Here is a 24,006-nt window from a genome sequence, read left to right on the forward strand (position 1 = left end):
TGTTGATGATTTTCGTAAAACATTCCAGCGGAAGCCTTTTAGATCTTTGATTGACGGAAACGCCAAATAAGGCTACACTGATGGCATCAAAGCAGTACAAGGAGGGGACAGGATGGATGCCATTACGATCAACGGACTAAGCAAACAATACAACAAGAAGTACGCCATCGAGAACGTATCATTGCAAGTGGCAGAAGGAGAGATTTTTGGCTTTATTGGACCAAATGGTGCGGGAAAATCAACGACCATCAAAGTATTGTTGAATTTTATCAAACCAGATGCAGGACAGGCGGCGATTTTTGGACGAGATTGCCAACAAGCAGCCAAAGAGATCAAAACGTTTACTGGGTATGTTTCCAGTGATGTACGGTTTTATTCAAAAATGACGACAGCAGAACTACTGGCATTTACGGCGGATTTTCATCAAGTCAAGCAGCCAAAAAAAGAGATTCAGGAGTTGATGGAGCTTTTTCAAATTGATCCAAACAAATCGATCGCAGAACTTTCTTTAGGGAACAAGAAAAAAGTCGGGCTTGCGAGCGCCTTGATTGCACAACCGAGAATGTTGATTTTAGATGAGCCGACCAATGGCTTAGATCCCTTGATCCAAAAACGGCTGTTTGAAGAGCTCCTTAGAAGAAACAAACAGGGGATGACGATTTTTCTATCTAGCCATGATTTGCATGAAATTCAGACCTATGCCCATCGGACCGCCTTTATTCGTGAAGGACAGATCATCACCGTGAAAGAACTGAGTGAGGAAGAAAATTTCGGCAAAGTTGTAACGCTCACGAATGAGGGTAGCCTCTCATTAGCCGGCTTGGAAAACGTACAGGTTCTTGCTCAGGAATCACACAGCTTGCGTTTTTTCTATCAAGGGGACATGAATCAGCTGGCACATTTTTTAACCAATCCTGCCATTAAAGATTTCACGATCGAACACCCAACCCTTGAACAGCAATTTATGCTCCTGTATGAAGGAGGTTCTCAAAAATGACTTTAATGAAAATCGATCTTAAAAATACCTTCAAAGGCTGGCTAGTCTGGGCGATCCTTTTTGCAGCAATCATTTTTGCATTTACGGCTATCTATCCTCAAATGATCACGCCAGAAATGAAAACGTCGTTAGACCAGATGTTGGGCTCTTTCAGCCCAGAATTACTAGGCATCTTTAACATCCAACTGACAGGACCCTCAAGCTTGGTTTCCCCGACAGGCTTTTTCGGGTACTACTTTCAATACTTATTTATCGCTGCGTGTATTTATGGGATGCTTTTAGGCTTGAACAGTCTGATCACTGAAGAATCAGAAGGAACGATCGAGTATTTATACGCTCAGCCTATTAGCCGCAGAGAAATCGTTGGGTGGAAGTTCCTCGCTCGATTGTTGTTGCTGACTGGCTTTTGGCTGATTGCTTATGGCAGTAGTCTGGCCTCATTTGCTTTGTTCAAACTACCTGAAGATGACCTGTCCGCTTTTATAGAAGAAATCAGCAAAATCTTCGTTGCCGAGTACGGTGTCTTAGTCTTTTTCCTCTGTCTAGGTTTCTTTTTATCCACGATCTTGCGTTCCAGCAAACAAACCGCCAGCGTCGGCTTAGGCTGCGTGTTCGGTCTGTATTTGCTCGGCATCGTGGGGGAACTCTACGATAAATTGGAATGGCTGGCAGGACTTTCACCTGTGCGGATGGCATTACCCGTCCAACTCATGGATAACGGCGCGACATCAGTCCTTTGGGTACTGCTGATCGGTATCATCTGTTTCTTTGGCACCTTTTCCCGTTATGAGCGTAAAGACTTGCAGGTCTGAGTATATCAATCAAAAGACAAAAAAGAGCCTGTCAGCGGGGACTGACAGGCAAAGGAGTAAAAATGAAAAAGTGTTAGGGTTGTTTGTTGGTATGCTTATATAATAGTCTCGAAATGTGAAAAAAGTATGACGAAGCAGGCACGTTTTTGCGAAAAAATCATTGCGAAAGTTAAGAAAGCGTAAAGCGTCCCTTCACCAAAAGGCTTGAAGGGGCAACAAGAACCTAAAATCACTCCGAAGCAGCAGGCGGTTCATGCTGTTTCGGAGTGATTTTTTAATTGAAGCTACTTGCTCAAGTCAAGGCTATCGACATTAAAGGTGTCGCCATGTGCTAAGTCACCATAACGATAGCCACGGTTAAACCAGTCCACGCGTTGCTGCGATGTGCCGTGCGTAAAACTATCTGGAACAACATAGCCTTGGTATTCTTTTTGCAGCGTATCATCCCCGATGGCATTGGCAGCTGTGATTGCTTCTTGAATGTCGCCAGCTTCTAAGATCGGTTGTCCTTGATAGGTTTCGCCTTGCAAGTATTTCGCAAAAGTACCAGCTAAGTAGTCAGCTTGCAGTTCCAAACGAACGCTGTACTGATTGTATTCCTTTTCTGAAACTTGCTGGCGGATTTTGTCCAATTGTTGGGTGATCCCCAGCTCATTTTGCACATGATGACCGACTTCATGGGCGATGACATAGGCCATTGCGAAGTCGCCGCTTGCGCCATATTTATCGGAAAGCTCATTGGCAAAGCTAAGATCAAGGTACACATTCTCATCTGCTGGGCAATAAAACGGACCAACCTGTGACGTGGCATAGCCGCATGCCGACTGCACGCTTCCCGTAAATAATACGAGTGTCGGGTCTTGATAGGTTTCTTGCCGCTCTTGAAAAACGTCTTGCCAATAATCTTCTAAATAGCCGAATACGACTGCGGAAAACTCTTTTTCCTCCGTGTACTCACTGGTGCCCACATTTTCTGTCTGGTAATTGGCTGCTTGACCGCTGCCACCCAAGACATCCGGCAGCGAATTTAAATCACCACCGCTAAACAGGAAAAATAAAACAGCGATGATCACCGTACCGATCCCGCCACCAGCAGCCAGCATCCCGCCTGAGCCAGATGATCGCCCCGTTCGATCATCGACATTTCTGCTTTGTCTACCCCCACGCCATTTCATGTTATCTCCTCCTATATAAATCCTAGCTTAATTATAAGAGAAAGGCGGCAGATTGTGAAAAAAAGCGCCTTGAAATTGTTATAAAATGCCTGCAGGAGCATTGAAAATCAAAGTGTACACTCCTTTTAATCATTCTTTAATCTAACAATTAGCCTTCTAATTTGGTACAGTAGCAATAAAATAGAGGTAGAGGGTGAGCGTATGAAAATGAATTATTCGGGGACATCGGAACGAAGGATTTTGATTTTTAAACGGTTGATTGCTGGCGAGCACCTCAGCTATCAGCAGTTAGCAGAGGATTATTTCGTTTCCCGCAGCAGTATTGCAAAAGATATTTCTTATTTAAAAGAACTGTTTCAAAAAGAAAGCTTGCGCCTGAGATTTGATAATTCAGGTACATTTTTTGAAGGAAGTGAATCCCAGATCCATCGGGTGCTCAAACGCTTTTGCTTAATGATGCTGGATCAACCAGCGGCGTTTTCCTTGTTGGTGGAACCTGCGAAATACCAGGAAGTAAATCAGGCGTTTCGTCGAGCGTTAATGGAAAAACAAGTGGAAATGCCCGACAGCTACATCCAAAGTATCGTCCTTTCCATCGTGCTGCTGATCGAACGGGCGAGTCATGCGGAAAACTTAGTGATTGAAGAAAATCGCCAAGTGGGGAAACTGTTTTTGGAGTTCGACAAATATCCGTTAGTCTATGAGCTACTGAAAGAAATCGAAGAACAGCACATTTATCAATTTTCACCAAAAGAAGTGCAATATCTAACCTACCTGATTGTCGGTAGCGGCTTGAAATTTTTTATGAAAAGTGAAAAAGTTCCTTTCGTCTTTCGGGGAAAAGTGCGCAACTTGATTCAAAAAATCAGCGAAGGCTTAGGCACCGACTTGACCCAAGACAATCGATTGGAAGAAGATGTGACGATCCATCTGTATCAACTGCTGTTGCGGATCGAAGCGCAAACCACAGTCGTCAACCCTTTGTTAGAGGAAATCAAGCAAAACTATCCTGCCTTGTATGGCGTGGTCTGGTTCTCGCTCCATGATTTTTTGAAAGCGTATCAAGTGGGGATCTCTGATGATGAGATCGGATTTGTCACAATCCATTTTCAAGCAGCGATCGAGCGAATGCGCCGCATGAATAAAATCATTTTTGTCTGTCCCAATGGCGTCGGCACTAGCTCGTTTGTCTCTGCGAAAATTCGTCGCATTCTGCCAGAGATCGACAGTATCGAAACCGTTTCAGTTGAAAAATTAAAGCAGATGGACATCTCGGCGATCGATTTTATTATTTCAACCATCGATCTTGTCGGGATTCAAAAACCTGTGGTGCGGATCTCGCCTATGGTGACCAATCGCGACATGAAGCGGATCATGAATCACTACATCGATTTAGTCATCGATAATGAGGCGGTGGTCGATCAAAATGGTTTACTTCTTCAAGCCCAATCGATGATCCAGCCAACCGTCTTTTTCGAGCGATTTGCCAGCAAAACAGAAGCCATCAATTTTCTGATCGAACAAACCCTTTTTAGTGATGAAAAACGAAAAGCGCAGTTTCAGCAATCCGTCATTGAAAGAGAGCAGCTACAATCAACCTATTTAGATAATGGCTTTGCCATCCCTCATGGCAATCCAAATTATGTCGAAAAAACAGCCATCTCGATTTTGCTTTTGGATCAGCCAGTAGAATGGGGCAACCAAAAAGCCGACATCATTATTTTATTGATGATCCGAGAGGATGAGACGCAAAAGGTGGAACCAATGATGAAATTGATCATGCAAGGAATCGAAAACAAAGAATGGTTCCTATCAAAAATGTTGGAGGTTAAATCAGAATGAAAGTGAAGGATTCTTTGCCTGAAAAGCATATACAAACGGATGAGACAGTGACAGATTGGCGCTCAGCCGTAAAATTAGCCAGCCAGCCCTTGCTGGATGAAGCGCTGATTACGTCAGCTTACATCGAAGCGATGATTCAAAGTGTGGAAGAAAATGGTCCTTACATGGTGTTGGCGGATTACTTTGCGCTGATGCATGCCCGTCCTGGAGAAGGGGTTTTGGAACAAAGTATGAGCCTTTTAGTAACGAAACAGCCCATCGATCTTGAGGGCAAACCGGTGCGGATATTTCTTGTCTTAGCCGCCGCAGATAGTCAAAGCCATCTAGAAAGCTTGAAAGAGATCATGGCGATCTTTATGGATGAAGAAAAATACAACGTGATATTAAATGGCGATTGGGAACAAATTTGTCAATTATTCCAATAGGAGGAAAAGGATATGAAAATTTTAGCAGTATGTGGATTTGGTGTAGGAAGCTCAATGGTATTGAAGATGACGATCGACAAGGTAATCAAAGAGTTAGGGTTGACGGCAACTGCCGAGAATACTGATTTATCGACGGCAAAAGCGACACCAGCAGATGTTTATTTTACGAGTAATGAATTATTGAATGAGTTAAAAGCATCCGTGAAAGCACCCGTTTATCCAATCAAAAAGTATATGGATAAAGAAGAAGTCAAACAGCAAATGGAAAAATTTTTAGCTGAAAGAGAGGGATAATCATGAATTTTGTCACGGATTATATTTTAAAAAATCCGCCAGTCCTACTGGGGATCATTGCCATGATTGGGTTATTGGTACAAAGAAAACCTTTTGCAGAAGTCGTTAAAGGAACCTTAACAGCTTCCTTCGGGATGGTGGCATTGACGGCTGGGGTAAATATGTTGGTGGGAACGATCGCACCGATCAATGCAGCGGTTCAAACCCAATTAGGCGTTGCTGTGTCAGATGGGCTCTCTGACATCACCTTTACGGCAGAATACGGCGGAACAGTAGGTTTAGCGATGTTTTTCGGACTTGTCATTCATTTATTGATTGCTCGCTTTACACCTGTGAAGACGATTTTCCTCACCGGTCACATGTTGTGGTGGTTCCCGTTCGTCATCGTCGCTGGGGGCGTTGAAGGCGGACTTACCGGAATCCCATTGTTGATTTTAGGGGCGGTTCTATCTGCTTGTTACTGGTCCTTCATGCCATGGATCATGCGTAAATATGTGTGGGATGCCACAGGCGATGATTCATTCTTGATCGGTCATCCAACGGGGATCTTGTCATTGGTTTCAGGCTTTGTTGCAAAACGGGTCGGAAACAAAGAAAAATCGACGGAAGATTTGAAAGTGCCAGAAAATCTCTCGTTTTTCCGTGAAATATCGATTACTGGCGCGTTAGTGATGTTTTTGATGAATATCGTTATCGGTTTGATTGCGCCCGTATTAGTTCCTGAAGGGGGCAACTTGGTGATGTTTGCGGTTGATGCTGGCTTGAACTTCGGTGCAGGATTATTGATCATGTTGTATGGGGTACGTCTATTGATCAACCAAATCATTCCCGCCTTTCAAGGGATCGCAGAAAAAGTCGTTCCTGGAGCGAAACCAGCTTTTGATGTACCAATCTTGTTCAACTATCGTCCAAATGCTGTAATCATCGGCTTTATCGTGGCGATGATCACCTCAACGATTTTAGTGGTCATTGCCAATACGACCAACGTCTTTGGCATTTTGATCGTTCCTTTAGTTATCACCAGCTTCTTTGAATGTGGCGGTGCTGCGGTGATCGGCGAAGGGCAAGGGGGCTTGCGAGGTGCCATTATTGGTACGATCACAGCTTCTGTCGTTATGGTAGCACTCGTTGGGATCTCTGCAGCGATGTTCTCAACGACGATTCAAAACTGGATCTTGATTTTCGGTGGGAACGATTTATCTCTATGGGGCATCCTTGGTGAATTGATCGGCAAGCTGTTTGGAGGGTTTTAAATGTTTCAATACTTTGAAAAAGCAAAAGAACTATTGTCTATTGTAGAAGAAAAAGAAGCACCAGCGATTGAGCAAGCCATTGAATTACTGACGCAAGCCAACTTGACCAAAAAAGCCATCTACATTTTTGGCGCAAGTCACGCTGGGATCTTAGCCGAAGAGATGTATTATCGAGCAGGCGGCATGATGACCATCAACGCGATCTTTGGAAGAGAACTGATGCTTGATCGCAGCCCAATCACCTTCACTAGTAAAATGGAGCGCTTAGAAGGCTACGGTAGTGCCTTGGCGGCGACCCAACCCTTTACAGCAGGTGATGTGCTGATCTTGCATTCGGTGTCTGGGCGAAACCCAGTTATCATCGATATGGCGCTTCATGCCAAAGAAAAGGGGGTCAAGATCATCGCATTAACGAATCTTACCTATTCAAAAACAGTCACCAGCCGCCATACTTCAGGCTTGCGTTTGTTTGAAACGGCGGATATCGTCATCGACAATCATGGGGAGATTGGCGATGCAGCGTGTACGATTCCTGACGTCGAACAAAAAGTCGGCCCCACATCCACCGTAGTCGGCGCAACGATCTTAAATGCGATCATCGTTGAAGTTTGCCAAAAACTAAAAGAAGCCGGTGTCGACTATCCGCCGATTTTTTACTCAGCGAACCTAGACGGCGGGGATGAATTGAACCAGTCCCTGTTTGAAAAGTACCAAGAAGCGATCCATTATCAGCTGTAAGTAGGGAAGCAAATTCGTTTATTATTGATATTAAAACATCATCTGTTGCTCCGTCGATCAAGGAGTAGCAGATGATGTTTTTTAGGTATCATTGTTTATTCAAATTCTTCATACTCATTTGGGTCTTGACCATCGATGCGGCCGTCTGCTTTGTTTAACTGATTGATTTGATTGATTTCATCTTCAGTCAGTTCAAAGTCGAAGATTGCAAGATTTTCTCGTTGATGGGCGAGGTTTCTTGATTTTGGAAGGGGCAAAATGCCACGATCCACATGCCAGCGCAAGATGATTTGACCAGCTGATTTTTGGTATTTCTCAGCTAATTCAGTGATCAGTGGTTCTTTCAGGGCATCGCTGCCACGACCTAATGGGCTCCAAGCTTCCGTTACGATGCCGCGCTTTTTGTTTTCTGCGACCATCCGTTCTTGGACCCAGTAAGGATGGATCTCAATTTGATTTAATGCAGGAGTCACACCAGTTGCTTCAATGATGGCATCCAAATGTTCTGGTTCAAAATTGGAAACGCCGATGGAACGGATCAAGCCTAATTTTTGGGCGGTCACTAAGGCTTGCCAAGCTTCGACATATTTGCCGCGTTTTGGTAATGGCCAGTGGATCAAAAAGGCATCGAAGTAGTCGAGCCCCATGCGAGCAAGGGATTCTTGAATGCTGGTTAAGGCATCATCATAGCCATGGTATTTTCCTGGTAATTTTGAGGTGATATAAAATTCTGAACGTGGGATACCCGAGCGACGGATCGCTTTGCCGACAATGCCTTCATTGTCATAATTGGTTGAAGAATCGATCAAGCGATACCCGTCGGCGATCGCTGCTTGCAGCTGGCTCAATCCTTCGCCACCACGGATCTGATAGGTACCGATGCCCAATGCGGGGCGTAAATTGCCGTCGTTTAATGTCAGTAAAGGTGCTTTCATAAAATGATTCCTCCTTTTCTTTTCTACATTCTACTCTAACGCTTTTTTGACAGGAACGTAACCAACTTGCTCAAACAGACAAAGAAAAAAGAGCAACGGTTTCTGTTTCAGAAACAATTGCTCTTTTTGATCAAATTATTTTTCAGGCGGTGTGCCATACATTTTTGGTGTGACTTGATCGAGTTTTGGCGCTTTTCCTTCGACTTTTGGTTCGTCTAGCCATTGGTATTCGCCTTCACCATCAAGGGCTTTGCCTTTCGCCCAAGAGCCTTCTTTACTTTGGTCGCCTTCTGAGAAGTTATAGAAATCATAAGCGATATCTAAGCGTTCGTTTTTGCGGTCAAAGGTAGTCGGCACTAAAATTGAGCCTTCGTTTTCTTCCAATTCTTTCACGGCAGCTGCCCAGAGATTTTGGTGGTAGCTATCACGTGCTAATAAAACTGAAAGTAAGTCTTTGACCCCACGGTCATCGATCATTTCATAGATGCGTGCTACTTGCAGACGACCTTGTGATTCCGCATTTAAGTTGGCACGGAAATCAGCAAGTAAGTTGCCACTAGCAATGATATACGCACCTGACCATGGATTGCCGACGCTATCAGCAGGACGTGGTCCTAAGCCTGCAACGATGGAATGTTGCGGATTCATTCCAGAAATGATCGCACCGATCGTTGGGTCTTTTTTCATAGCCGCTTCTTGATCTTCCACAGGTGCACCTTCCAGTAGACGTGCAACCATCGTTGCTAACATTTCAACGTGTCCAAGCTCTTCAGTAGCGATATCCATTAACATGTCTTTGTATTTTTCTTCCCCACGGCAGCTCCATCCTTGGAATAAGTATTGCATGGCAACACTCATCTCTCCATATTGTCCACCGATTAATTCTTGAAGGTATTTCGCAACTAACGGATTTGGTTTTTCTGGTTTAGCTTCAAACTGTAATTCTTTCTGATGACGAAACATACTATTCCTCCTAAAATTTTTTATTGGGCCCATAAAAAGTTTCTCATGAATCGAAACGTTCGTCTAATAAAACGCACTTTGACAAAATGAAAAAAGCATCGAAAAGAAAAGCCATTTATTTTGACAAAAAGCCTGAAGCGTTAGATAGTTAAATTAAGAGAGAATTAGAAAAGGAGCGAGTCACCATGTTTCAGTATTACAAAATGGAAGACCGAAAAATAAGCAAATCTTCGGAGGAGGATTACAATTGGCTAGTGGTTTCTGGCACAGATCCAGAGGAACAACGACACTTGTTAGATAAGTATCAACTGCCTGAAGATATTTTTATTGGCGCCAATGAACCGGAAGAAGTGTCACGGTTGGAATACTTGCGCAACACCAAGTTAAATCATCCGATTCTCTATACCTTGATCGATTTGTCGGAAGTGACTGAGGATCGAATCGAAGACCGTCTTGAGCCTGTGACTTTTATCTACACCAAAGATCTATTGATCACGTATGTCTCTCATCAATCCAATCTGATCAAACGATTGATCGAAAAGCATGAGCAAGATATCCAGCGGTATGAAGATATCGTTGCCTATTCGACGTTGATGATCTACACCCATTACATCAAAGGTCTGCAGGAGATGAAGAAGCAAATCGATGATTTGGATCAAGCAGCCCGTAAAACGACAGAAAACAAGGAATTGTTTAACTTAGCCGATACCGAGCGAGACATGGTCTATCTTGATCACACCTTGCGGGACCAAAACCATACCGTCGATCGTTTGATGGATCGCAAAGAATTTTTGGATCGTTTGGATAATGAAGCACTCGTTTATGACATCAAGCTGCGGCAAAAATTTGCCATGAAAATGGTCACTATCTATCGCGACTTGTTAGAAACCATCGGTGGCTTGTTCTCCGATATGATGGACAACAATCTAAACCATCTGATGAAATACTTAGACTCTGCAGCATTAGTGGTGGCAGTGCCGTCCTTGATCGCGGGGCTATGGGGGATCAACACCGGAGGACTGCCAGGAAAAGACAATGCGATCGGTACGATCGTCGTCTTTGGCTTGGCTATTTTAGTCGGCATTTTAACTGCCGTCTACTTGTCACGAAAAGACTTTTCAAAATAAAAAGCGCCGCTGCTCTGTGGCACCGTTCATCCATAAAAGGAGAAAGGTGCGACGAAGCAGTCGGCACTTTTTTTTATTTTAGCCCGCTGTCTAAATTGCTGTCGAGAATCCAGCGCTGAAAGGCGAGGAAGACCAGCAGCAAAGGCAAAATGGAAATTACCGAGGCAGCGATCAAAATCGTCCAATTGATATTTTCCGCGCCCACCAAGCTGCGGATCGCCACTTGCAAGGTGTATTTTTTCGGATCATTCAAGACGATCAAGGGCCAGATATAATCATTCCACCGCCACTGGAAGGAAAAGATCCCCAGTGTCATAATGATTGGTCGGGCAATCGGCAGCATGATTTTCAAAAAGATCATCCCATCCGAAGCGCCATCGATGCGGGCTGATTCAATCAGATCGTCAGGAACGGAGACGAAAAAGGTTCGGAACATAAAGATACCTGTTGCTGTATTGATGGAAGGGATGATGATCCCCAATAAGTTATCATATAAGCCTAGTGAACGAATGACAGAAAACGTTGGGTTCATGATAACTTCCGTCGGCAGCATGGTGGTGGCGATGATACAGATGAAGAAAAAACGCAGCCATTTCGCATCATATTTTGCAAAGGCATAGCCACAGGCGGCGCTGACTAGGATCGTCAATAAAGTGGTGACCACCGCTGAAATCAACGTATTATTGAAGTAACGAAAGAAATCCAATGTTGTCCAAGCATCAATAAAGTTTTGAATGGTTGGATTTTCAGGAATGATTTTCAAGGGATAAGCAAATAATTCAGTCCCTGGTTTAAAGGCACTCAATAAGAACCAAAGTAGTGGAAAAAGGTACAGCAGGGAAGTGATGATCAGTGCCAGCGTTAAAAAAAACATCGCTGACTTTCTTGTGACAGGTCGTTTGGTTTTGATGGTCTTAGATGTCATTCTTGCCGCCTCCAATCTTCATTTGTGCTAAGCCTAACAGTAAAAGAATCACGAAAAGTACCATGGAGGCAGCACTGGCATAGCCGACCCGCATTTTGTCAAACCCAGTCGTATAGATATATTGCACGATCAACATGTTGTCGGTTCCTGGACCACCATTGGTCAGCGATTGAACGAGGGCGAACTCTTTCATGGCGCCGATCGAAGCCAATAAGATGACCATAAAGGAAGTCGGCCGCAGCATAGGCAAGGTGATGTAGCGTAATTTATGCCCAAAGCTGGCGCCGTCGATCTCGGCAGCTTCATACAACGAGCGGGGGATATTTTTCAAAGCTGCAGTAAATTGCAGCATGTTAAAGGCAGTCCCGCCCCAGATGGCAGCCAAAATAATAACAGAAAAGGCAGCATTCGAGTCGGTAAACCACGGGACAGTTTGTTGTCCCGCTTGCTCTAGAATAAAGTTGATAAAGCCAAAGTTTTCACCAAACAGCCATTTCCAGATAACCCCAGCGATGATCCCAGAGATGGTCCATGGTAAGAAAAAAATGATCTTTGCGAAAAATTTGCCTTTCGCCAGCTGACTGTTCAACATCAAAGCGACGGCGAGAGAAACGACATAGATACTTGGGACCAGAATGATCACATAACGAAATGTACGAAATAGTGCTTTATAGAAGCTGGCGTCTTGAAACAATTCTTGATAGTTCGCCAAGCCGATAAAATTGGCTGTCGCAAAGCCTTTATAGTCGGTTAACGAGTAATAAAGTCCTAAGAGTGCTGGAATCAAAAAGAAGATAATGAACAAAATGATGCTTGCGCCAGTGAATAGCAACGGCCATTTGTTTTTTTGTAAAGTACTCACAGAAAATTCCTCCTCCGACGATCGTATCAGCAACAAAGAACCCGCAGTCTGCAAAAAGCCAGACTATGGGTTCTTTGTGGTTGAACGTCTGTTTATTTCTTCAAAAACCCATCATTGTAATCCTTGATCGTCTTGTCGATTGCCTCATCTAATGTAATTTCATCATTTAACACTTGCACGATGGCATCACGGTAAGCCCCTGTCAATCCAGTGTAGCCTTTCATACTCATCGTCACTTGATCGGTAGTTTGCTTGCTGCTGATTGGTTGAGCAGCGGCTGCGATCTCTTGGTTGTAGATTTCATAAGCATCCTGGCCTTGTTCATAGTCGACCGTCAAATCTTCCACCGCAGGTAAGTAACCAGCATAGGTACAAAGCTGTTTGTAATTTTCTTCTTCGTACAACCATTTGATGAATTTTTCGCCTTCTTCACTGTTTTTACTGTTGTTGAAGCCAGTGATGAAGTTGCCGCCCATATTGACCGCGCGGGTCTCTTCATAAGGAGAATAGGTCGATTGCCAGTTAAAGTTGCTGATGTTGGTAGAAAAATCAACGATCTGCCAGCTGCCAGAAAAGTAAGCTGGAACACGGCCGCTCTTGAACATAGCAGAAGCATCTTCTCCAGAGGTCCAAACCGATTTTGGCATCACTTCGTCATTGTTCAAATCAACAAATTTTTGCAAAGCCGCTTTCGTAGCATCATCGGTCGTGTAAGAATCACCGCTGTCATCTAAAAAGAAATCTTGTCCCCCGTATTGATAAGTGAAAGCCCGTAAACGGTGATCCGACGCGTCCATGACCATGCCGTATTTGGCATCGGTTTTTTCAACGACTTCATTGATCGCAGTTAAAAATTCATCCCAAGTCCAAATATCCTCTTCCGAAGTGGGGTAGGTCACACCAGCTTCGTCAAACAAATCCGTATTGATAAACAACCCAGTGGCAGTGACATCAGAAGGGAGTGCTTTGACGACATCTGCTTCATCTTTGATCGTCATCGATTCCAATGTGTTTGCCTCACTGGCAATGTCTGATAGATCCATCAGATAGTCATTCCAGTCAGGTTGAACGGTAGAAACCCGCACGACTTCTGGCGCATCATCCGCTTGAACAGCTTTGGTGATCTTTGTCAGCAAGTCCGCATAAGGCACATCGGTGACTTCGACAGTCACACCAGTTTCTTCCTTGTATTTTTCCGCCATTTTCGAATAAGCGCCGCCTTCACTGGTATCTCCAGAAACGAACATACGGATCTGCTTGTTCTCGCTGGCACTGTCACCACTGCCGCAGCCAGCGACCCCTAACATCACTGCCGCCAAAGACAAAATTGAATAACCTATTTTTTTGTTCATTTTGTTCCTCTCCTTTATTGAATGATTTTTGTTCAAAAAAACGTTTCCAATCGAAAACGATCGAAACGTCCCCCAATGAAAAATAGCTGATGTACTGAAAAGATAGCAGTCCTACGACTGATTGAGGAGTGAAAAGTGCCAATTATCTGACAAAATAAGAGTGGTTCTCCCTCAGTTTAGCGGATAAGATGCAAAATACAAAATAAAACGATTTCAAAAAATGCACCAATACTAAAAAAAACGAATTAAAGCTCTTACAACGATAATTAGGAAGTGCTGATAAACGTTAATATAACAAGGTTTGAAAATTTTTTTTGCAAATTGAGTGCAAATCTTTTGTCTAAAACGGGGATTAAGCGTAACATAATATGTGTAATAACTACTTAAAAGAAAGAAGGAGAAAAATATGCATTGGTTATGGGTATTAATCGTAGGAGCTATTATCGGTTTGATCGCCGGAGCTATCACAAATAAAGGTGGATCAATGGGTTGGATCGCCAACATCGTTGCAGGTTTAGTAGGTTCAGCTATTGGACAAGCGATCTTAGGTTCTTGGGGTCCATCACTTGCTGGAATGGCAATCGTCCCATCAATTATTGGTGCGGTTATTGTAGTTGCTGTTGTTTCATTCTTCTTAGGACGTTCAAACGGCTAGTCCATTCAGCAATTGTTTTCATTCATTTATTTCGGGTAGGAACTACCTTGAATAGACAGGCAAATCCAGAGTTTCTGGGTTTGCCTTTTTTGTTTTTTAAAAGGATGCATAAGCAATCCCTTTGTCAGATTAGAAAATTGTCGTTACACTTGAAGTAGGTCAAAAAAAGAAAGGAAGAGGTTCAATGAAAAAGCAATATGAAACAGCGATGATCAATCGAGGCGGACGTGTCGGAGAGGTCGAAGCACCAAACGGTAGTTTTCACCTGAAAATCGACAAGCCAGGTCTTCATAGTGAAGGGACCAATCCAGAGCAATTATTTGCCGCAGGCTATGCTTCATGCTTCAACGGTGCCGTACAGCATATGCTGAAAGAGCATAACATCGAATCCGAATCCGAAGTTAAAGCAAGAGTGTCTTTGTATCAGCATGAGGACGGCAGTTACCAAATCGGCGTGATTTTAGAGGTATCGTTACCAGGCGTTGAAAAAGCCGAGGCAGAGAAAATCGCAGAAGAAGCCCACGATTTTTGTCCGTATTCTCGTGCCACTCGCGGCAACATTGATGTCGAAGTTCAAGTAGTCTAAGCAGTATTACGAATAGACAAACAATAAGCGGTTGGTAAATCAGCCGACAAGAGGGAATTCATCAAGGAGGCCAATCAATGAGACAAACAGAGAGCTTGCTGCTTTTGGGCGTGTTTGTGGTTGGCCTTTTTGTGGTGTACTGGCTAAAAAAGCACCGACAGGCGCGCCACAACCAAGCACTGGCAGCTCAACTGAAGCGTTATCCCAGCGTGCGGCAAGCGTGGCTGGCAGCCGGGGCAAACAGGGAAGCAGTCCTTTTGGTTCCAGGTTTAAAAGAAGCCACTGCCGCAGTGGCAACGACGGCAACGGCGAAAGCAGAAACGAGGCTGCACAAGCATGCGGATCAGTGTGAAGCAATGACCCCGCAAGGGTTGGCCGTTTCAGAGGACTATTTGTTCATCTCAGCGTATTGTTCGCAGCAGGAACATCACTCACAGCTTTATATAATAGAAAGAACGAGCGGGCGGCATCTGAAAACGGTGGTTCTGCCAAAACGCCCCCATGTCGGTGGGCTAGTCTTTGATCGAGCAACGCAAATGCTGTGGCTAACCATTACAGGGAAAGGAATGGGGCGCGTGGCGTGTGTTTCTCTACAAGCACTGCTGGAAGATGATTCCTTGGCAACCAATCAGTCTATCGCTTATCAGCAAGTCATCGAATTGGCAGGCATCACTCACAGCTCCTATTTGGCAGCCGATGGCGAGGAACTTGTCTCGGGGACTTTTGCCTTGAAACAAGGAGGCGTGGTGGCGAATTATCCGCTGCCTGTTCTTTCAGCCAGCGGTCGCAAAGCGCCTCATCGCATCAAGCCTAGTAAGAGAAGGGTCACCACCACGAAAGTCCAAAGTATCGCCTTTACCACTGAATACATGTTGCTGGCACGTTCCTTTGGACCAGGGTCGGCGGAGTTATGGGTCTTTTCAAAGGATGCAACGGTGCTGACCCGCAAACATGCGTTGCGGCGCATCAAGTTTCCCCATTACCTTGAACAGATCGTGGTAGAAAAAGGACAGCTGTACTGCTTGTTTGAAAGTGGGGCATGGGCGTATCGGCAAAAAGGCGGCAGCATCGATGAAGTCGTGGTATTGGACCTTGCGACCTTGCTCCAGTAAAAGCACTACTTAAAAAGAAAAAAGACCAGCCTCTTAAGAAGCTGGTCGTAAGTGCAGTGATTAGTCCACGATTGCTCGTTGGATATCTAAGACGGTGCCTGTATGAGCATCTGCCAAAAATTCATAGGTGACAAGCTGCCCGTCTTCGGTGCGGGTGATGCCGCCAGTATATCCTTGGGAAGTGATCGCAAATTTGCGCAAAGGTTGTTTTTCGAAATTGATCCAAGAACCTTCGATCGGTCCTTCTTTGATAAACGCCGCTTTTATATTGTCTAAGACATCATCGGCATTCATGGCTTGCCTTTTCTTCAACCAGATCGTTGAAAAAATCCCTCCTGCAAAGCCAAGACCTAAACCGATGGTCAGTCCATTTTTAAAATAATGCAATGGATGCTCATTCTCCATCTAATGTCCCTCCTAAAGTAAGTTTTCCCGAATGTTTTGATCTCGGTGAAAGCACAGGTTCTCTTAACAATAGTTTACCATAGTTTAGAAATATTCTATAAGAAAAATAACCAACAATAGAAATTTGCGCTATAATAAAGAATATCAGTAGGAATAAGGAGGAAGAGAGCACATCCGTTGTTTCGCCCAAAAATTGCTGGAAAACACAGCAACAGCAAGCGTTGCTTTTTCAAAAAAAGCAGCTTTGTTTCTTTAGGGCAGCAAACAACCGATACGTGTTTCTCGAATGATCATGGAAGAAAAAACATTTCAACGCATCAAAGAACTAACGGAGTTACAAGGAACCAGTGGGTTTGAACACGACGTGCGGGCGTATATGCGTGAAGCGATGACCCCCTTGGTGGACGAGATCCAACAAGACGGCTTAGGCGGCATCTTCGGTTTGCGTCACCACCAAGAAGCAGATGCACCACGAGTGATGGTAGCTGCTCACATGGATGAAGTTGGTTTCTTATTGACGACGATCACCGATCGCGGCTTATTCAAAGTCACTCCTTTGGGCGGATGGAACCCTTATGTGGTTTCTGCTCAACGCTTTACATTGAAAACAGCAAAAGGCGATTATCCATGTGTTTCTTCTTCAGTACCGCCACATTTGTTGCGAGGAAGCAGCGGTCAAAAAAATGTCGAAGTCACAGATATTTTGTTTGATGCTGGGTTTGAATCAAAAGAAGAAGCAGAAAGCTTTGGGGTACGTCCTGGCGATACGATCGTCCCACAAGTGGAAACCATCAAAACAGCCAATGGGAAAAACATCATCTCGAAGGCTTGGGACAACCGTTACGGCTGTGCAGTCGTCTTAGAAGCACTTGAAGCCTTGAAAGAGGAAACGTTAGGCCATACGCTGATTGCTGGTGCCAACGTTCAAGAAGAAGTCGGCTTACGAGGTTCTCGTCCGTCTGTGACGAAATTCAAACCCGACTTGTTCTTTGCGGTCGATTGCTCGCCAGCAGATGACACAGTCACCAAAAATGGTACCTTTGGTCATCTAGGGGCAGGGACTTTGATGCGAATCTATGATCCGGGCATGATCATGTTGCCACGGATGAAAGAATTCTTGTTGGATACAGCAGAAAGCAACAACATTCCTTACCAATACTTTGTTTCAAAAGGTGGTACCGACGCTGGTGCGGCACACATGGCAAATGAAGGAATCCCAAGTTCAGTTATCGGTGTTCCTGGACGTTACATCCATACTCACCAAACATTATTCAGTATCGCTGATTATGAAGCGGCACGGGAAATGGTGATTCAAGTCTTGAAAGGTTTGGATCGTTCAACCGTTGATACGATTTTGGCAGGACAATAAGCGAGAACGAACGAAAGCAAAGAGACAGCAACCCGTTGTCTCTTTTTTTCTGCAGGGGTTTGCAAGATCAGCATGTCAGTTGGTAGTCCCCGAAAGAAAGGTGTATACTGAAAGAAAAGAAAGTGGTGAGCATTTGATTATTCCAAAAGATTTAGCAGAGTTAGCAACATATGTGGAGAAAGGCAAAAATGTCTTCTTTTTCACCGCCGATTGGTGTGGCGATTGCCGCTACATCAAACCGCAATTGCCTGAGATCGAAGCGGACTTTCCAGATTTTCAATTTATCGAAGTCGACCGTGATGAATACATGGATGTAGCGGTTGAATGGAACATTTTTGGTATTCCTAGCCTCGTCGTTATCGAAGACGGCAAGGAGCTGGGACGGTTAGTCAACAAGGATCGCAAAACCAAAGAAGAGATCGAAGCCTTTTTAACCAGCGTACAATCAGCATAGGAGGGGAAAAAGATGGAAGCACAAAGATATCAAAACATTTTAGTAGGGATCGACGGTTCAGATCAAGCGATGTCTGCCTTCAAAAAAGCAGTGGAAGTCGCTCGTCGAAATCAAGGGAAGGTCTATGCCGCAACGATCATCGACCAGCAAGTGCCGACCATGATGGGCTATGCACCTTTGGATAGTTCGATCTTGGAACAAGAAAAAGATACGGCGAAAAATCTGATCGACGACTGCAAAGCTTATGCAAAATCAGTGGATTTTGATCTAGTTGAAGGCATCGTCGCTTACGGCTCCATCAAAGACGCCCTTGCCACTCAATTACCAGATCAATACGACATCGATTTGATCATGGTGGGGCAATCTGGGCTGAATGCCGTGGAACGCTTCATGATGGGGAGTGTCGCCAGCTTCGTTATCCGTGAAGCCCGGTGCGACGTGCTGATCGTATCGCCTGAAGAAACAAAAGCCTAAGGTCATTTTTTGAAAAAATAAGCTTGTCGTTGCCGAGTTCTTTTCCTTAAAGAAGATGGCAGCAAAAGCAGACAAGGGTTAAAAGAAAGTTCCTGAGAACCAGCGATGTTTCACTTGTTAGCAAAGCACCGTCTTTCGCTGATGAACTGCAGCTGGTTCTCAGGCTTTTTTGCTCGTTTTGAGGGAAGACATCTGTCGCTGTTGTCTTGTTACATAGGTAGTAGTGCCAAACAGAAGTTTTTAGAACCAGCGTTTATCGGCTCGTTAGTAAAGCAGCGTCTTAGCTAATAAGCCGCAGCTGGTTCTTAGTTTTTTTCTGTATACAGTTTTTGGATAACTTATTGTTGCCTTCTTTCGTAGAAAGTAGTTCTACTAGCAAGTTCTTGAGAAGCCGCGGGTTCTGCTCCTTCGCCAATTTTCAACCTAAGTCAGCCAGCAGAAGTTGGTTCTCAGGCGTTTTTTGTCTTTGAAAATAACTAGAATTTCAAGGAAAACAAAGAAATTCCATGACGGATGCCGAAAAATTTGTTAAGATTATGGGCGGAATGTGTAAGTACCTAAGGAGGAAAAAACGTGATTTTTGCTTATAACAAAGAATATGTCAGTGATACACTGCTTGCCATCACAGCAGATGATAAAGGATTAGAACAAACCGTCGAACGCAAAGGCAATGTTGCCCAAATCAAAAATGAAGAAGGCACGATCGTCGGCTGGAACTTTTTTGCGATCTCAGAAGTGATGACGATCGAAGGCCGTGGCCAAGTGACGTTGACGAAAGAACAAATCCAACAATTGAACACCATGATCAAAGAAGCAGGATTCAGCGAAGAACTGCCAGCAGATACAGAACCAAAAATCGTCGTTGGCTATGTGAAATCATGTGTGGAACATCCAGACAGCGACCATCTGTCTATCACGGAAACAGAAGTCGGGGATGGGGAAGTTTTGCAAATCGTCTGTGGTGCTGCCAATATCCGTAAAGGCTTGAAAGTCGTTGTCGCAAAACCTGGGGCAATGATGCCAGATGGCTTGATGATTTGGCCGGGTACGCTTCGTGGCGTAGAAAGCTTCGGAATGATCTGCTCTGCTAAAGAACTGCATTTAGAAGGTGCACCAATGAAAAAAGGCATCCTTGAGCTGCCTCAAGATGCCGTTGTAGGTGAAGCTTTTCCAGTCGGTAAAGCCTAAAAAAATGAACTGCCGCTTCCTGTTTTTGCGGCAGTTCATTTTTTGATTGTTTCGATTGGTTTTGGTGATTAGTTGCTGCTGTCTGTTGATTGTTCGTTGATCGATGTATCAACGGAAAGTTTTACTTCTGCCGTTTTTTCTTCATCGCCACGATAGAAGGTTACAGTGATCGTGTCACCGACTTTGTGTTTGTACAACGCAGATTGTAGATCCGTTGTTGTGCTGACTTCTGTATCTTCGATCTTCGTGATAACATCATATTGTTGCAATCCTGCTTGTTCTGCTGGTGTTGCATTGTTGACTGAATAGATCACAACGCCTGAAGTTACGGATGAAGGAACTTTCAAGATTTGTTCTTGTTGTTGTGATGTGATGGAACCTAAATCGATCGTTTGGATACCTAGTGCAGGGCGGACCACTTTGCCGTCTGCTTCTAGTTGATTGATGATTTCAACGACATCGTTACTTGGGATCGCAAAGCCCATCCCTTCGACACTAACACCTGAAGCAGAGCCAGAGGTGCTGGCGATTTTACTTGAGTTGATCCCAATCACTTGACCATCAACGTTGATCAGTGGACCACCAGAGTTCCCTGGGTTGATCGCAGCATCCGTTTGGATCGCATTGATGCTGATCGTACCACCAGATTCGTTTTGGCTTGTTACTTGACGATTCAAGGAAGAAACGATCCCTTGTGTCACAGAGTTTGCGTAGTCAGAGCCGAGAGGTGAACCGATCGCGATGGCTGGTTCGCCGACTTTCAAGGCACTTGAATCACCAAATGTTGCGGCAGTCGTCACATGCTCTGAAGAGATTTTCAATACAGCTAAGTCTGTGTAAGCGTCAGTACCGACCAATTCAGCTTTAACTTTCGTACCGTCTGCTAAAACAACTTCCAAACCGTCTTGACCTTCTACGACGTGGTTGTTGGTTACAACATAGGCATCGTCGCCATCGATTTTGTAGATGACTCCACTCCCTTCAGAAGAAGCTTCTAAAGCACTGTCGTCGTCGCTTTGGCTATCGCCTTCACTTTGTCCGCCTTGCTGACCAAAGAGGCTGTTCCAGTCGTTGCTTTGACTTTGTTGTAGATTAATGATGGAAACGACAGAATCTTGTACTTTTTCAACTGCCTCAGTGACATCGCTAGTCACATCAAGTTTTACATTGGATACTTGGGTTTGTCCGTTAGAATCTTGGACCCCGCTGTTGGTCGTGGTTTCTGGTGTTGAAGTCAAAGAGGAACCCATTGCCAGATACAGACCGCCGAAGGTCAATAAACCGCCGACCATACCGCCTAAAATCCCAATACCTAATCGTTTTAATAAACCAGGAGAAGTTTTCTTGCCTGGTGTGACATATTTTCTTGCCATTACTATTTCCCCCTCAATGAATAATTCGTTATAATCAGTATATTCCTTCTATCTGAGATTAGTCTACTAAGAGATTTTGAAAAAAATATGAAGAAGTTGCGTAAGAATCTGTTTCAAACGATGAAATTTTCTTCGCAAAACCCGTTCATTTTTGAATAAAAATAGCAGGGGAATCTGGGGAGAAGCAAAGGTCTGTTTATCCACAGTGTGTGGACAAACTTGAAAGCTTTGGTTGGGTGGATGAAGAAACCCTTGAAGTGTCGCGGTTTTATAGATAGGAATAGAAGAATTTCAAAGAAAGTCAAAGTGTGTAAAAGGTTGTGGATAGCATTGTCCACATTTTCATAAAATAAGGGGATAACGAGGAGGAACCTATGAAAATCAAAGTCGTCACGGTAGGAAAATTAAAAGAAAAGTACCTCGTTCAAGGAATCAACGAGTACGCCAAGCGATTGGGGGCATACGCAAAGCTTGAGTTTGTCGAAGTATCGGATGAAAAAGCACCAGAAACCTTGAGTGAAGCCCAAATGCTGCAAATCAAAGAAAAAGAAGGGCAGCGCATTTTAGCCAAAATCAAAGACACCGAATATGTCTTTGCCTTAGCGATCGAAGGCACTAACCCCACCAGCGAAGCCTTCGCCAAACAAATCGATCAGCTCGGCATCCAAGGAAAAAGCCAACTGACCTTCGTCATCGGCGGCTCCCTAGGCTTAAGCCAAGAAGTCATGACCCGCAGTGATGCCAAGATCTCTTTTGGCAAAATGACCTACCCCCACCAACTCATGAAACTGATCTTATTGGAGCAAATCTATCGCGCGTATCGAATCAATACGGGGGCGCCGTATCATAAGTAAATATCTCAAGCAATATAATAGAAAAAATTATCCACCGGTACTACCGGTAAAAAGGAGCAACAACCATGCGAAATATCAAATTAACGATTGAATATGACGGCAAGCGCTACTTAGGGTGGCAACGACTAGGAGATTCTGAAAAAACAATCCAAGAAAAAGTTGAAGGGGTCATCAAATTATTGACGGGAGAAGAAATTGAGATCGTCGGTTCTGGCAGAACCGATGCGGGCACGCATGCTCGAGGACAAGTGGCGAATTTCAAGACGACCCATCAAATGAGTTTGCCAGAGATGCAGCAGTTCTTTAACCGCTATTTGCCGCAAGACATCGTCGTCAACAAGATTGAAGAGGTGCCTGAGCGCTTCCATGCACGCTATCACGCCAAAGGCAAGCAATATAGCTATTATGTTTGGAACAACGCGATCCCATCGGTCTTTGCTCGCAATACTAGTTTTCATTGCCCGCAGCCCCTTGATTTGGAAAAAATGCAGCAAGCGGCTGAGAAGTTGATCGGCACCCATGATTTTATCGGCTTTTCTGCATTGAAAAAATCAAAAAAATCAACGGTGCGCACGATCGATGAAATCACCATCACACCAGAAGGCGACCTATTGCGGTTTACCTTCAAAGGCAACGGCTTTTTGCATAAAATGGTCCGAATCTTGACAGGCACACTGATTGCCATTGGCGATGGCACACTGCCACCAGAAGTGATCGATCAAGTGTTAGCCGATAAAGTACGACAAGCAGCTGGTGAAACAGTGCCTTCTCATGGCTTATTTCTAGATGAGGTGTATTATTAAAAGAAACATGGTAATGGCTATTTAAGGAAAGGAGATCATCTATTGATCACATTAAAAACCCCACGAGAGATCGAACAAATGAAAACTTCTGGTCGTATCTTGGCAAGTATTCACGAACAGCTACGAGAGAAAATCGTTCCCGGTATCACCACGAACCAAATCAACGCCTTTGTCCATCAACAGATAGAAGCTGCAGGGGCAACAGCCGCGCAAATCGGGTTTGAAGGCTATGAATTTGCGACGTGTATCAGTGTCAATGAAGAGATTTGTCATGGTTTCCCTTCAGAATATGTTTTAAAATCAGGCGATGTCATTAAAGTCGATTTTTGTGTCGATTACAAAGGGGCAATCTCTGACAGCTGTTGGACGTATGCGGTAGGAGAGATTTCACCAGAACATCAAGCACTGATGGAAGTCACGAAAGAAGCCTTGATGAGAGGAATCGAGCAAGCACAGGTCGGCAACCGAGTTGGCGATATTGGTTATGCGATCCAAAGCTTCGCTGAAGAAAAAGGGTATGGTGTCGTGCGGGACTTTATTGCTCACGGCATTGGCCCAACCATTCATGAAGAACCATTCTTTCCTCATTTCGGGTTACCTGGCAAAGGAATTCGGTTGAAAGAAGGTATGACGATCACCATCGAACCGATGATCACGACAGGCACTTGGCGCATGAAGATGGACCCGAACGGCTGGACAGCACGCACCATTGACGGCAGTTATTGTGCCCAATATGAACATTCGATCGCCATCACCAAAGAAGGTCCTATTATCATGACGTTGCAAAAGGAAGAAACGTGAACACAAGGCCGATAGAATAGAAGAAAATACGAAAATCGTTCGAGTGTTTCTACACGAACGATTTTTTGCATTTACTTGTCGAAGTTGCGAAGCTAGGGTATAGCACATTCAAATAGGAAGAAAAGTAGGTCTTTTTAGGAAATGATTATGAAACAATCAAACTACTTCCAGTAGAAGCTTTTTGGAGTAAACATTAAAAGATATAAAAGCTGGATATAAGAAGAGTCAGTAT

At 44.2% G+C, this 24,006-nt stretch carries 26 protein-coding genes; 18 read left to right on the forward strand and 8 right to left on the reverse strand.

What is annotated here, in order from left to right; genetic code table 11:
* The first annotated feature begins 112 nt into the window (after positions 1 to 112).
* Positions 113 to 997, forward strand: a complete 885-nt coding sequence (locus IGK14_RS04045) for an ABC transporter ATP-binding protein (RefSeq protein ID WP_438711638.1) — start codon at positions 113 to 115, stop codon at positions 995 to 997.
* Complete coding sequence (locus IGK14_RS04050) at positions 994 to 1,809, forward strand: ABC transporter permease subunit (RefSeq protein ID WP_016610651.1); 816 nt, start codon at positions 994 to 996, stop codon at positions 1,807 to 1,809. Before IGK14_RS04045 ends, IGK14_RS04050 begins: the two co-directional genes overlap by 4 nt.
* A 284-nt stretch (positions 1,810 to 2,093) precedes the next feature.
* On the opposite strand, the gene ypfJ is transcribed toward IGK14_RS04050, so the two are convergent.
* The gene (gene ypfJ / locus IGK14_RS04055) at positions 2,094 to 2,984 is read right to left on the reverse strand and encodes a KPN_02809 family neutral zinc metallopeptidase (protein WP_010747705.1); all 891 of its coding nucleotides are present in this window, start codon (positions 2,982 to 2,984) and stop codon (positions 2,094 to 2,096) included.
* Between the two features lie 201 nt (positions 2,985 to 3,185).
* On the opposite strand from ypfJ, the gene IGK14_RS04060 reads away from it, so the two are divergent.
* Genes IGK14_RS04060 through IGK14_RS04080 form a run of 5 tightly spaced genes read left to right on the forward strand, consistent with a single transcriptional unit; the run spans position 3,186 to position 7,536 of the window.
* A complete protein-coding gene (locus IGK14_RS04060) occupies positions 3,186 to 4,826 on the forward strand; it encodes a BglG family transcription antiterminator (RefSeq protein ID WP_438711641.1) in 1,641 nt (546 codons plus the stop codon).
* Complete coding sequence (locus IGK14_RS04065) at positions 4,823 to 5,251, forward strand: PTS sugar transporter subunit IIA (protein WP_010747707.1); 429 nt, start codon at positions 4,823 to 4,825, stop codon at positions 5,249 to 5,251. Before IGK14_RS04060 ends, IGK14_RS04065 begins: the two co-directional genes overlap by 4 nt.
* Positions 5,252 to 5,263: 12 nt before the next feature.
* A complete protein-coding gene (locus IGK14_RS04070) occupies positions 5,264 to 5,545 on the forward strand; it encodes a PTS sugar transporter subunit IIB (protein ID WP_005225413.1) in 282 nt (93 codons plus the stop codon).
* 2 nt (positions 5,546 to 5,547) lie between these two features.
* Complete coding sequence (locus tag IGK14_RS04075; RefSeq protein WP_060791761.1) at positions 5,548 to 6,798, forward strand: PTS ascorbate transporter subunit IIC; 1,251 nt, start codon at positions 5,548 to 5,550, stop codon at positions 6,796 to 6,798.
* Positions 6,799 to 7,536, forward strand: coding sequence for an SIS domain-containing protein (locus IGK14_RS04080; RefSeq protein ID WP_005225415.1), 738 nt, complete (start codon positions 6,799 to 6,801; stop codon positions 7,534 to 7,536). It abuts the gene before it with no gap.
* A 95-nt stretch (positions 7,537 to 7,631) separates the two neighbouring features.
* Here IGK14_RS04080 and IGK14_RS04085 read toward each other — a convergent pair whose 3' ends face one another.
* Both IGK14_RS04085 and IGK14_RS04090 read right to left on the reverse strand, forming a co-directional pair.
* Positions 7,632 to 8,471 (reverse strand): aldo/keto reductase, encoded by an 840-nt coding sequence (locus tag IGK14_RS04085; protein ID WP_005225416.1) that lies wholly within the window; start codon positions 8,469 to 8,471, stop codon positions 7,632 to 7,634.
* A gap of 135 nt (positions 8,472 to 8,606) precedes the next feature.
* Entirely contained in the window at positions 8,607 to 9,434 is an 828-nt protein-coding gene (locus IGK14_RS04090) for a manganese catalase family protein (protein ID WP_010747709.1), read from the reverse strand.
* Positions 9,435 to 9,619: 185 nt separating this feature from the next.
* Here IGK14_RS04090 and IGK14_RS04095 point away from each other — a divergent pair, with 185 nt between their 5' ends.
* Entirely contained in the window at positions 9,620 to 10,561 is a 942-nt protein-coding gene (locus IGK14_RS04095; RefSeq protein WP_010747710.1) for a magnesium transporter CorA family protein, read from the forward strand.
* 73 nt (positions 10,562 to 10,634) lie between these two features.
* Here IGK14_RS04095 and IGK14_RS04100 read toward each other — a convergent pair whose 3' ends face one another.
* From IGK14_RS04100 to IGK14_RS04110, 3 genes are all read right to left on the reverse strand, one after another.
* The gene (locus IGK14_RS04100) at positions 10,635 to 11,486 is read right to left on the reverse strand and encodes a carbohydrate ABC transporter permease (protein ID WP_010747711.1); all 852 of its coding nucleotides are present in this window, start codon (positions 11,484 to 11,486) and stop codon (positions 10,635 to 10,637) included.
* Entirely contained in the window at positions 11,476 to 12,348 is an 873-nt protein-coding gene (locus tag IGK14_RS04105) for a carbohydrate ABC transporter permease (RefSeq protein ID WP_010747712.1), read from the reverse strand. Before IGK14_RS04105 ends, IGK14_RS04100 begins: the two co-directional genes overlap by 11 nt.
* Before the next feature lie 92 nt (positions 12,349 to 12,440).
* On the reverse strand, positions 12,441 to 13,700 hold the full coding sequence (locus tag IGK14_RS04110) for an ABC transporter substrate-binding protein (protein WP_010747713.1): 1,260 nt from the start codon (positions 13,698 to 13,700) through the stop codon (positions 12,441 to 12,443).
* A gap of 406 nt (positions 13,701 to 14,106) precedes the next feature.
* Between IGK14_RS04110 and IGK14_RS04115 the strand changes: the two genes are divergently transcribed.
* The 3 genes from IGK14_RS04115 to IGK14_RS04125 all read left to right on the forward strand — a co-directional run bounded on the left by IGK14_RS04115 (position 14,107) and on the right by IGK14_RS04125 (position 16,053).
* A complete protein-coding gene (locus IGK14_RS04115) occupies positions 14,107 to 14,355 on the forward strand; it encodes a GlsB/YeaQ/YmgE family stress response membrane protein (RefSeq protein WP_005225422.1) in 249 nt (82 codons plus the stop codon).
* Between the two features lie 184 nt (positions 14,356 to 14,539).
* Positions 14,540 to 14,941 carry an Ohr family peroxiredoxin gene (locus tag IGK14_RS04120; RefSeq protein WP_005225423.1) on the forward strand — a complete coding sequence of 134 codons (402 nt, stop codon included), beginning with the start codon at positions 14,540 to 14,542 and terminating at the stop codon, positions 14,939 to 14,941.
* 77 nt (positions 14,942 to 15,018) lie between these two features.
* Entirely contained in the window at positions 15,019 to 16,053 is a 1,035-nt protein-coding gene (locus IGK14_RS04125; protein WP_005225424.1) for a hypothetical protein, read from the forward strand.
* Between the two features lie 60 nt (positions 16,054 to 16,113).
* Here IGK14_RS04125 and IGK14_RS04130 read toward each other — a convergent pair whose 3' ends face one another.
* Positions 16,114 to 16,458 (reverse strand): peptidase, encoded by a 345-nt coding sequence (locus tag IGK14_RS04130; RefSeq protein WP_005225425.1) that lies wholly within the window; start codon positions 16,456 to 16,458, stop codon positions 16,114 to 16,116.
* 292 nt (positions 16,459 to 16,750) lie between these two features.
* Here IGK14_RS04130 and pepA point away from each other — a divergent pair, with 292 nt between their 5' ends.
* The 4 genes from pepA (at position 16,751) to ytpR (ending at position 19,943) form a co-directional block, all read left to right on the forward strand.
* Positions 16,751 to 17,827: a glutamyl aminopeptidase gene (gene pepA, locus IGK14_RS04135; RefSeq protein ID WP_005225427.1), complete on the forward strand. Its 1,077-nt coding sequence runs from the start codon at positions 16,751 to 16,753 to the stop codon at positions 17,825 to 17,827.
* A 133-nt stretch (positions 17,828 to 17,960) separates the two neighbouring features.
* The gene (locus IGK14_RS04140) at positions 17,961 to 18,281 is read left to right on the forward strand and encodes a thioredoxin family protein (protein ID WP_005225428.1); all 321 of its coding nucleotides are present in this window, start codon (positions 17,961 to 17,963) and stop codon (positions 18,279 to 18,281) included.
* Positions 18,282 to 18,293: 12 nt separating this feature from the next.
* Positions 18,294 to 18,755 (forward strand): universal stress protein, encoded by a 462-nt coding sequence (locus IGK14_RS04145; protein ID WP_005225429.1) that lies wholly within the window; start codon positions 18,294 to 18,296, stop codon positions 18,753 to 18,755.
* 573 nt (positions 18,756 to 19,328) lie between these two features.
* Positions 19,329 to 19,943 carry a YtpR family tRNA-binding protein gene (ytpR, locus tag IGK14_RS04150; RefSeq protein WP_005225431.1) on the forward strand — a complete coding sequence of 205 codons (615 nt, stop codon included), beginning with the start codon at positions 19,329 to 19,331 and terminating at the stop codon, positions 19,941 to 19,943.
* 68 nt (positions 19,944 to 20,011) lie between these two features.
* Here the strand turns inward: ytpR and IGK14_RS04155 are convergent, their stop codons facing one another.
* Positions 20,012 to 21,316 carry a trypsin-like peptidase domain-containing protein gene (locus IGK14_RS04155; RefSeq protein ID WP_142437539.1) on the reverse strand — a complete coding sequence of 435 codons (1,305 nt, stop codon included), beginning with the start codon at positions 21,314 to 21,316 and terminating at the stop codon, positions 20,012 to 20,014.
* Positions 21,317 to 21,690: 374 nt separating this feature from the next.
* Between IGK14_RS04155 and rlmH the strand changes: the two genes are divergently transcribed.
* From rlmH to map, 3 genes are all read left to right on the forward strand, one after another.
* Complete coding sequence (gene rlmH, locus IGK14_RS04160) at positions 21,691 to 22,170, forward strand: 23S rRNA (pseudouridine(1915)-N(3))-methyltransferase RlmH (protein ID WP_010747717.1); 480 nt, start codon at positions 21,691 to 21,693, stop codon at positions 22,168 to 22,170.
* 65 nt (positions 22,171 to 22,235) lie between these two features.
* Positions 22,236 to 22,973, forward strand: a complete 738-nt coding sequence (gene truA / locus IGK14_RS04165) for a tRNA pseudouridine(38-40) synthase TruA (RefSeq protein WP_005225435.1) — start codon at positions 22,236 to 22,238, stop codon at positions 22,971 to 22,973.
* A gap of 42 nt (positions 22,974 to 23,015) precedes the next feature.
* Positions 23,016 to 23,774: a type I methionyl aminopeptidase gene (map, locus tag IGK14_RS04170; RefSeq protein WP_438711649.1), complete on the forward strand. Its 759-nt coding sequence runs from the start codon at positions 23,016 to 23,018 to the stop codon at positions 23,772 to 23,774.
* Positions 23,775 to 24,006: the final 232 nt, after the last annotated feature.

This window comes from Enterococcus sp. DIV0970a (genome assembly GCF_051711265.1).
Classification (GTDB): domain Bacteria; phylum Bacillota; class Bacilli; order Lactobacillales; family Enterococcaceae; genus Enterococcus_D; species Enterococcus_D casseliflavus.

Bases quoted from the DNA above. Each gene is read 5' to 3' on its own strand.
- IGK14_RS04045 (WP_438711638.1), top strand. From the start codon at position 113: ATGGATGCCATTACGATCAACGGACTAAGCAAACAATACAACAAGAAG.
- IGK14_RS04050 (WP_016610651.1), top strand. From the start codon at position 994: ATGACTTTAATGAAAATCGATCTTAAAAATACCTTCAAAGGCTGGCTA.
- ypfJ (WP_010747705.1), bottom strand. From the start codon at position 2,984: ATGAAATGGCGTGGGGGTAGACAAAGCAGAAATGTCGATGATCGAACG.
- IGK14_RS04060 (WP_438711641.1), top strand. From the start codon at position 3,186: ATGAAAATGAATTATTCGGGGACATCGGAACGAAGGATTTTGATTTTT.
- IGK14_RS04065 (WP_010747707.1), top strand. From the start codon at position 4,823: ATGAAAGTGAAGGATTCTTTGCCTGAAAAGCATATACAAACGGATGAG.
- IGK14_RS04070 (WP_005225413.1), top strand. From the start codon at position 5,264: ATGAAAATTTTAGCAGTATGTGGATTTGGTGTAGGAAGCTCAATGGTA.
- IGK14_RS04075 (WP_060791761.1), top strand. From the start codon at position 5,548: ATGAATTTTGTCACGGATTATATTTTAAAAAATCCGCCAGTCCTACTG.
- IGK14_RS04080 (WP_005225415.1), top strand. From the start codon at position 6,799: ATGTTTCAATACTTTGAAAAAGCAAAAGAACTATTGTCTATTGTAGAA.
- IGK14_RS04085 (WP_005225416.1), bottom strand. From the start codon at position 8,471: ATGAAAGCACCTTTACTGACATTAAACGACGGCAATTTACGCCCCGCA.
- IGK14_RS04090 (WP_010747709.1), bottom strand. From the start codon at position 9,434: ATGTTTCGTCATCAGAAAGAATTACAGTTTGAAGCTAAACCAGAAAAA.
- IGK14_RS04095 (WP_010747710.1), top strand. From the start codon at position 9,620: ATGTTTCAGTATTACAAAATGGAAGACCGAAAAATAAGCAAATCTTCG.
- IGK14_RS04100 (WP_010747711.1), bottom strand. From the start codon at position 11,486: ATGACATCTAAGACCATCAAAACCAAACGACCTGTCACAAGAAAGTCA.
- IGK14_RS04110 (WP_010747713.1), bottom strand. From the start codon at position 13,700: ATGAACAAAAAAATAGGTTATTCAATTTTGTCTTTGGCGGCAGTGATG.
- IGK14_RS04115 (WP_005225422.1), top strand. From the start codon at position 14,107: ATGCATTGGTTATGGGTATTAATCGTAGGAGCTATTATCGGTTTGATC.
- IGK14_RS04120 (WP_005225423.1), top strand. From the start codon at position 14,540: ATGAAAAAGCAATATGAAACAGCGATGATCAATCGAGGCGGACGTGTC.
- IGK14_RS04125 (WP_005225424.1), top strand. From the start codon at position 15,019: ATGAGACAAACAGAGAGCTTGCTGCTTTTGGGCGTGTTTGTGGTTGGC.
- IGK14_RS04130 (WP_005225425.1), bottom strand. From the start codon at position 16,458: ATGGAGAATGAGCATCCATTGCATTATTTTAAAAATGGACTGACCATC.
- pepA (WP_005225427.1), top strand. From the start codon at position 16,751: ATGGAAGAAAAAACATTTCAACGCATCAAAGAACTAACGGAGTTACAA.
- IGK14_RS04145 (WP_005225429.1), top strand. From the start codon at position 18,294: ATGGAAGCACAAAGATATCAAAACATTTTAGTAGGGATCGACGGTTCA.
- IGK14_RS04155 (WP_142437539.1), bottom strand. From the start codon at position 21,316: ATGGCAAGAAAATATGTCACACCAGGCAAGAAAACTTCTCCTGGTTTA.
- rlmH (WP_010747717.1), top strand. From the start codon at position 21,691: ATGAAAATCAAAGTCGTCACGGTAGGAAAATTAAAAGAAAAGTACCTC.
- truA (WP_005225435.1), top strand. From the start codon at position 22,236: ATGCGAAATATCAAATTAACGATTGAATATGACGGCAAGCGCTACTTA.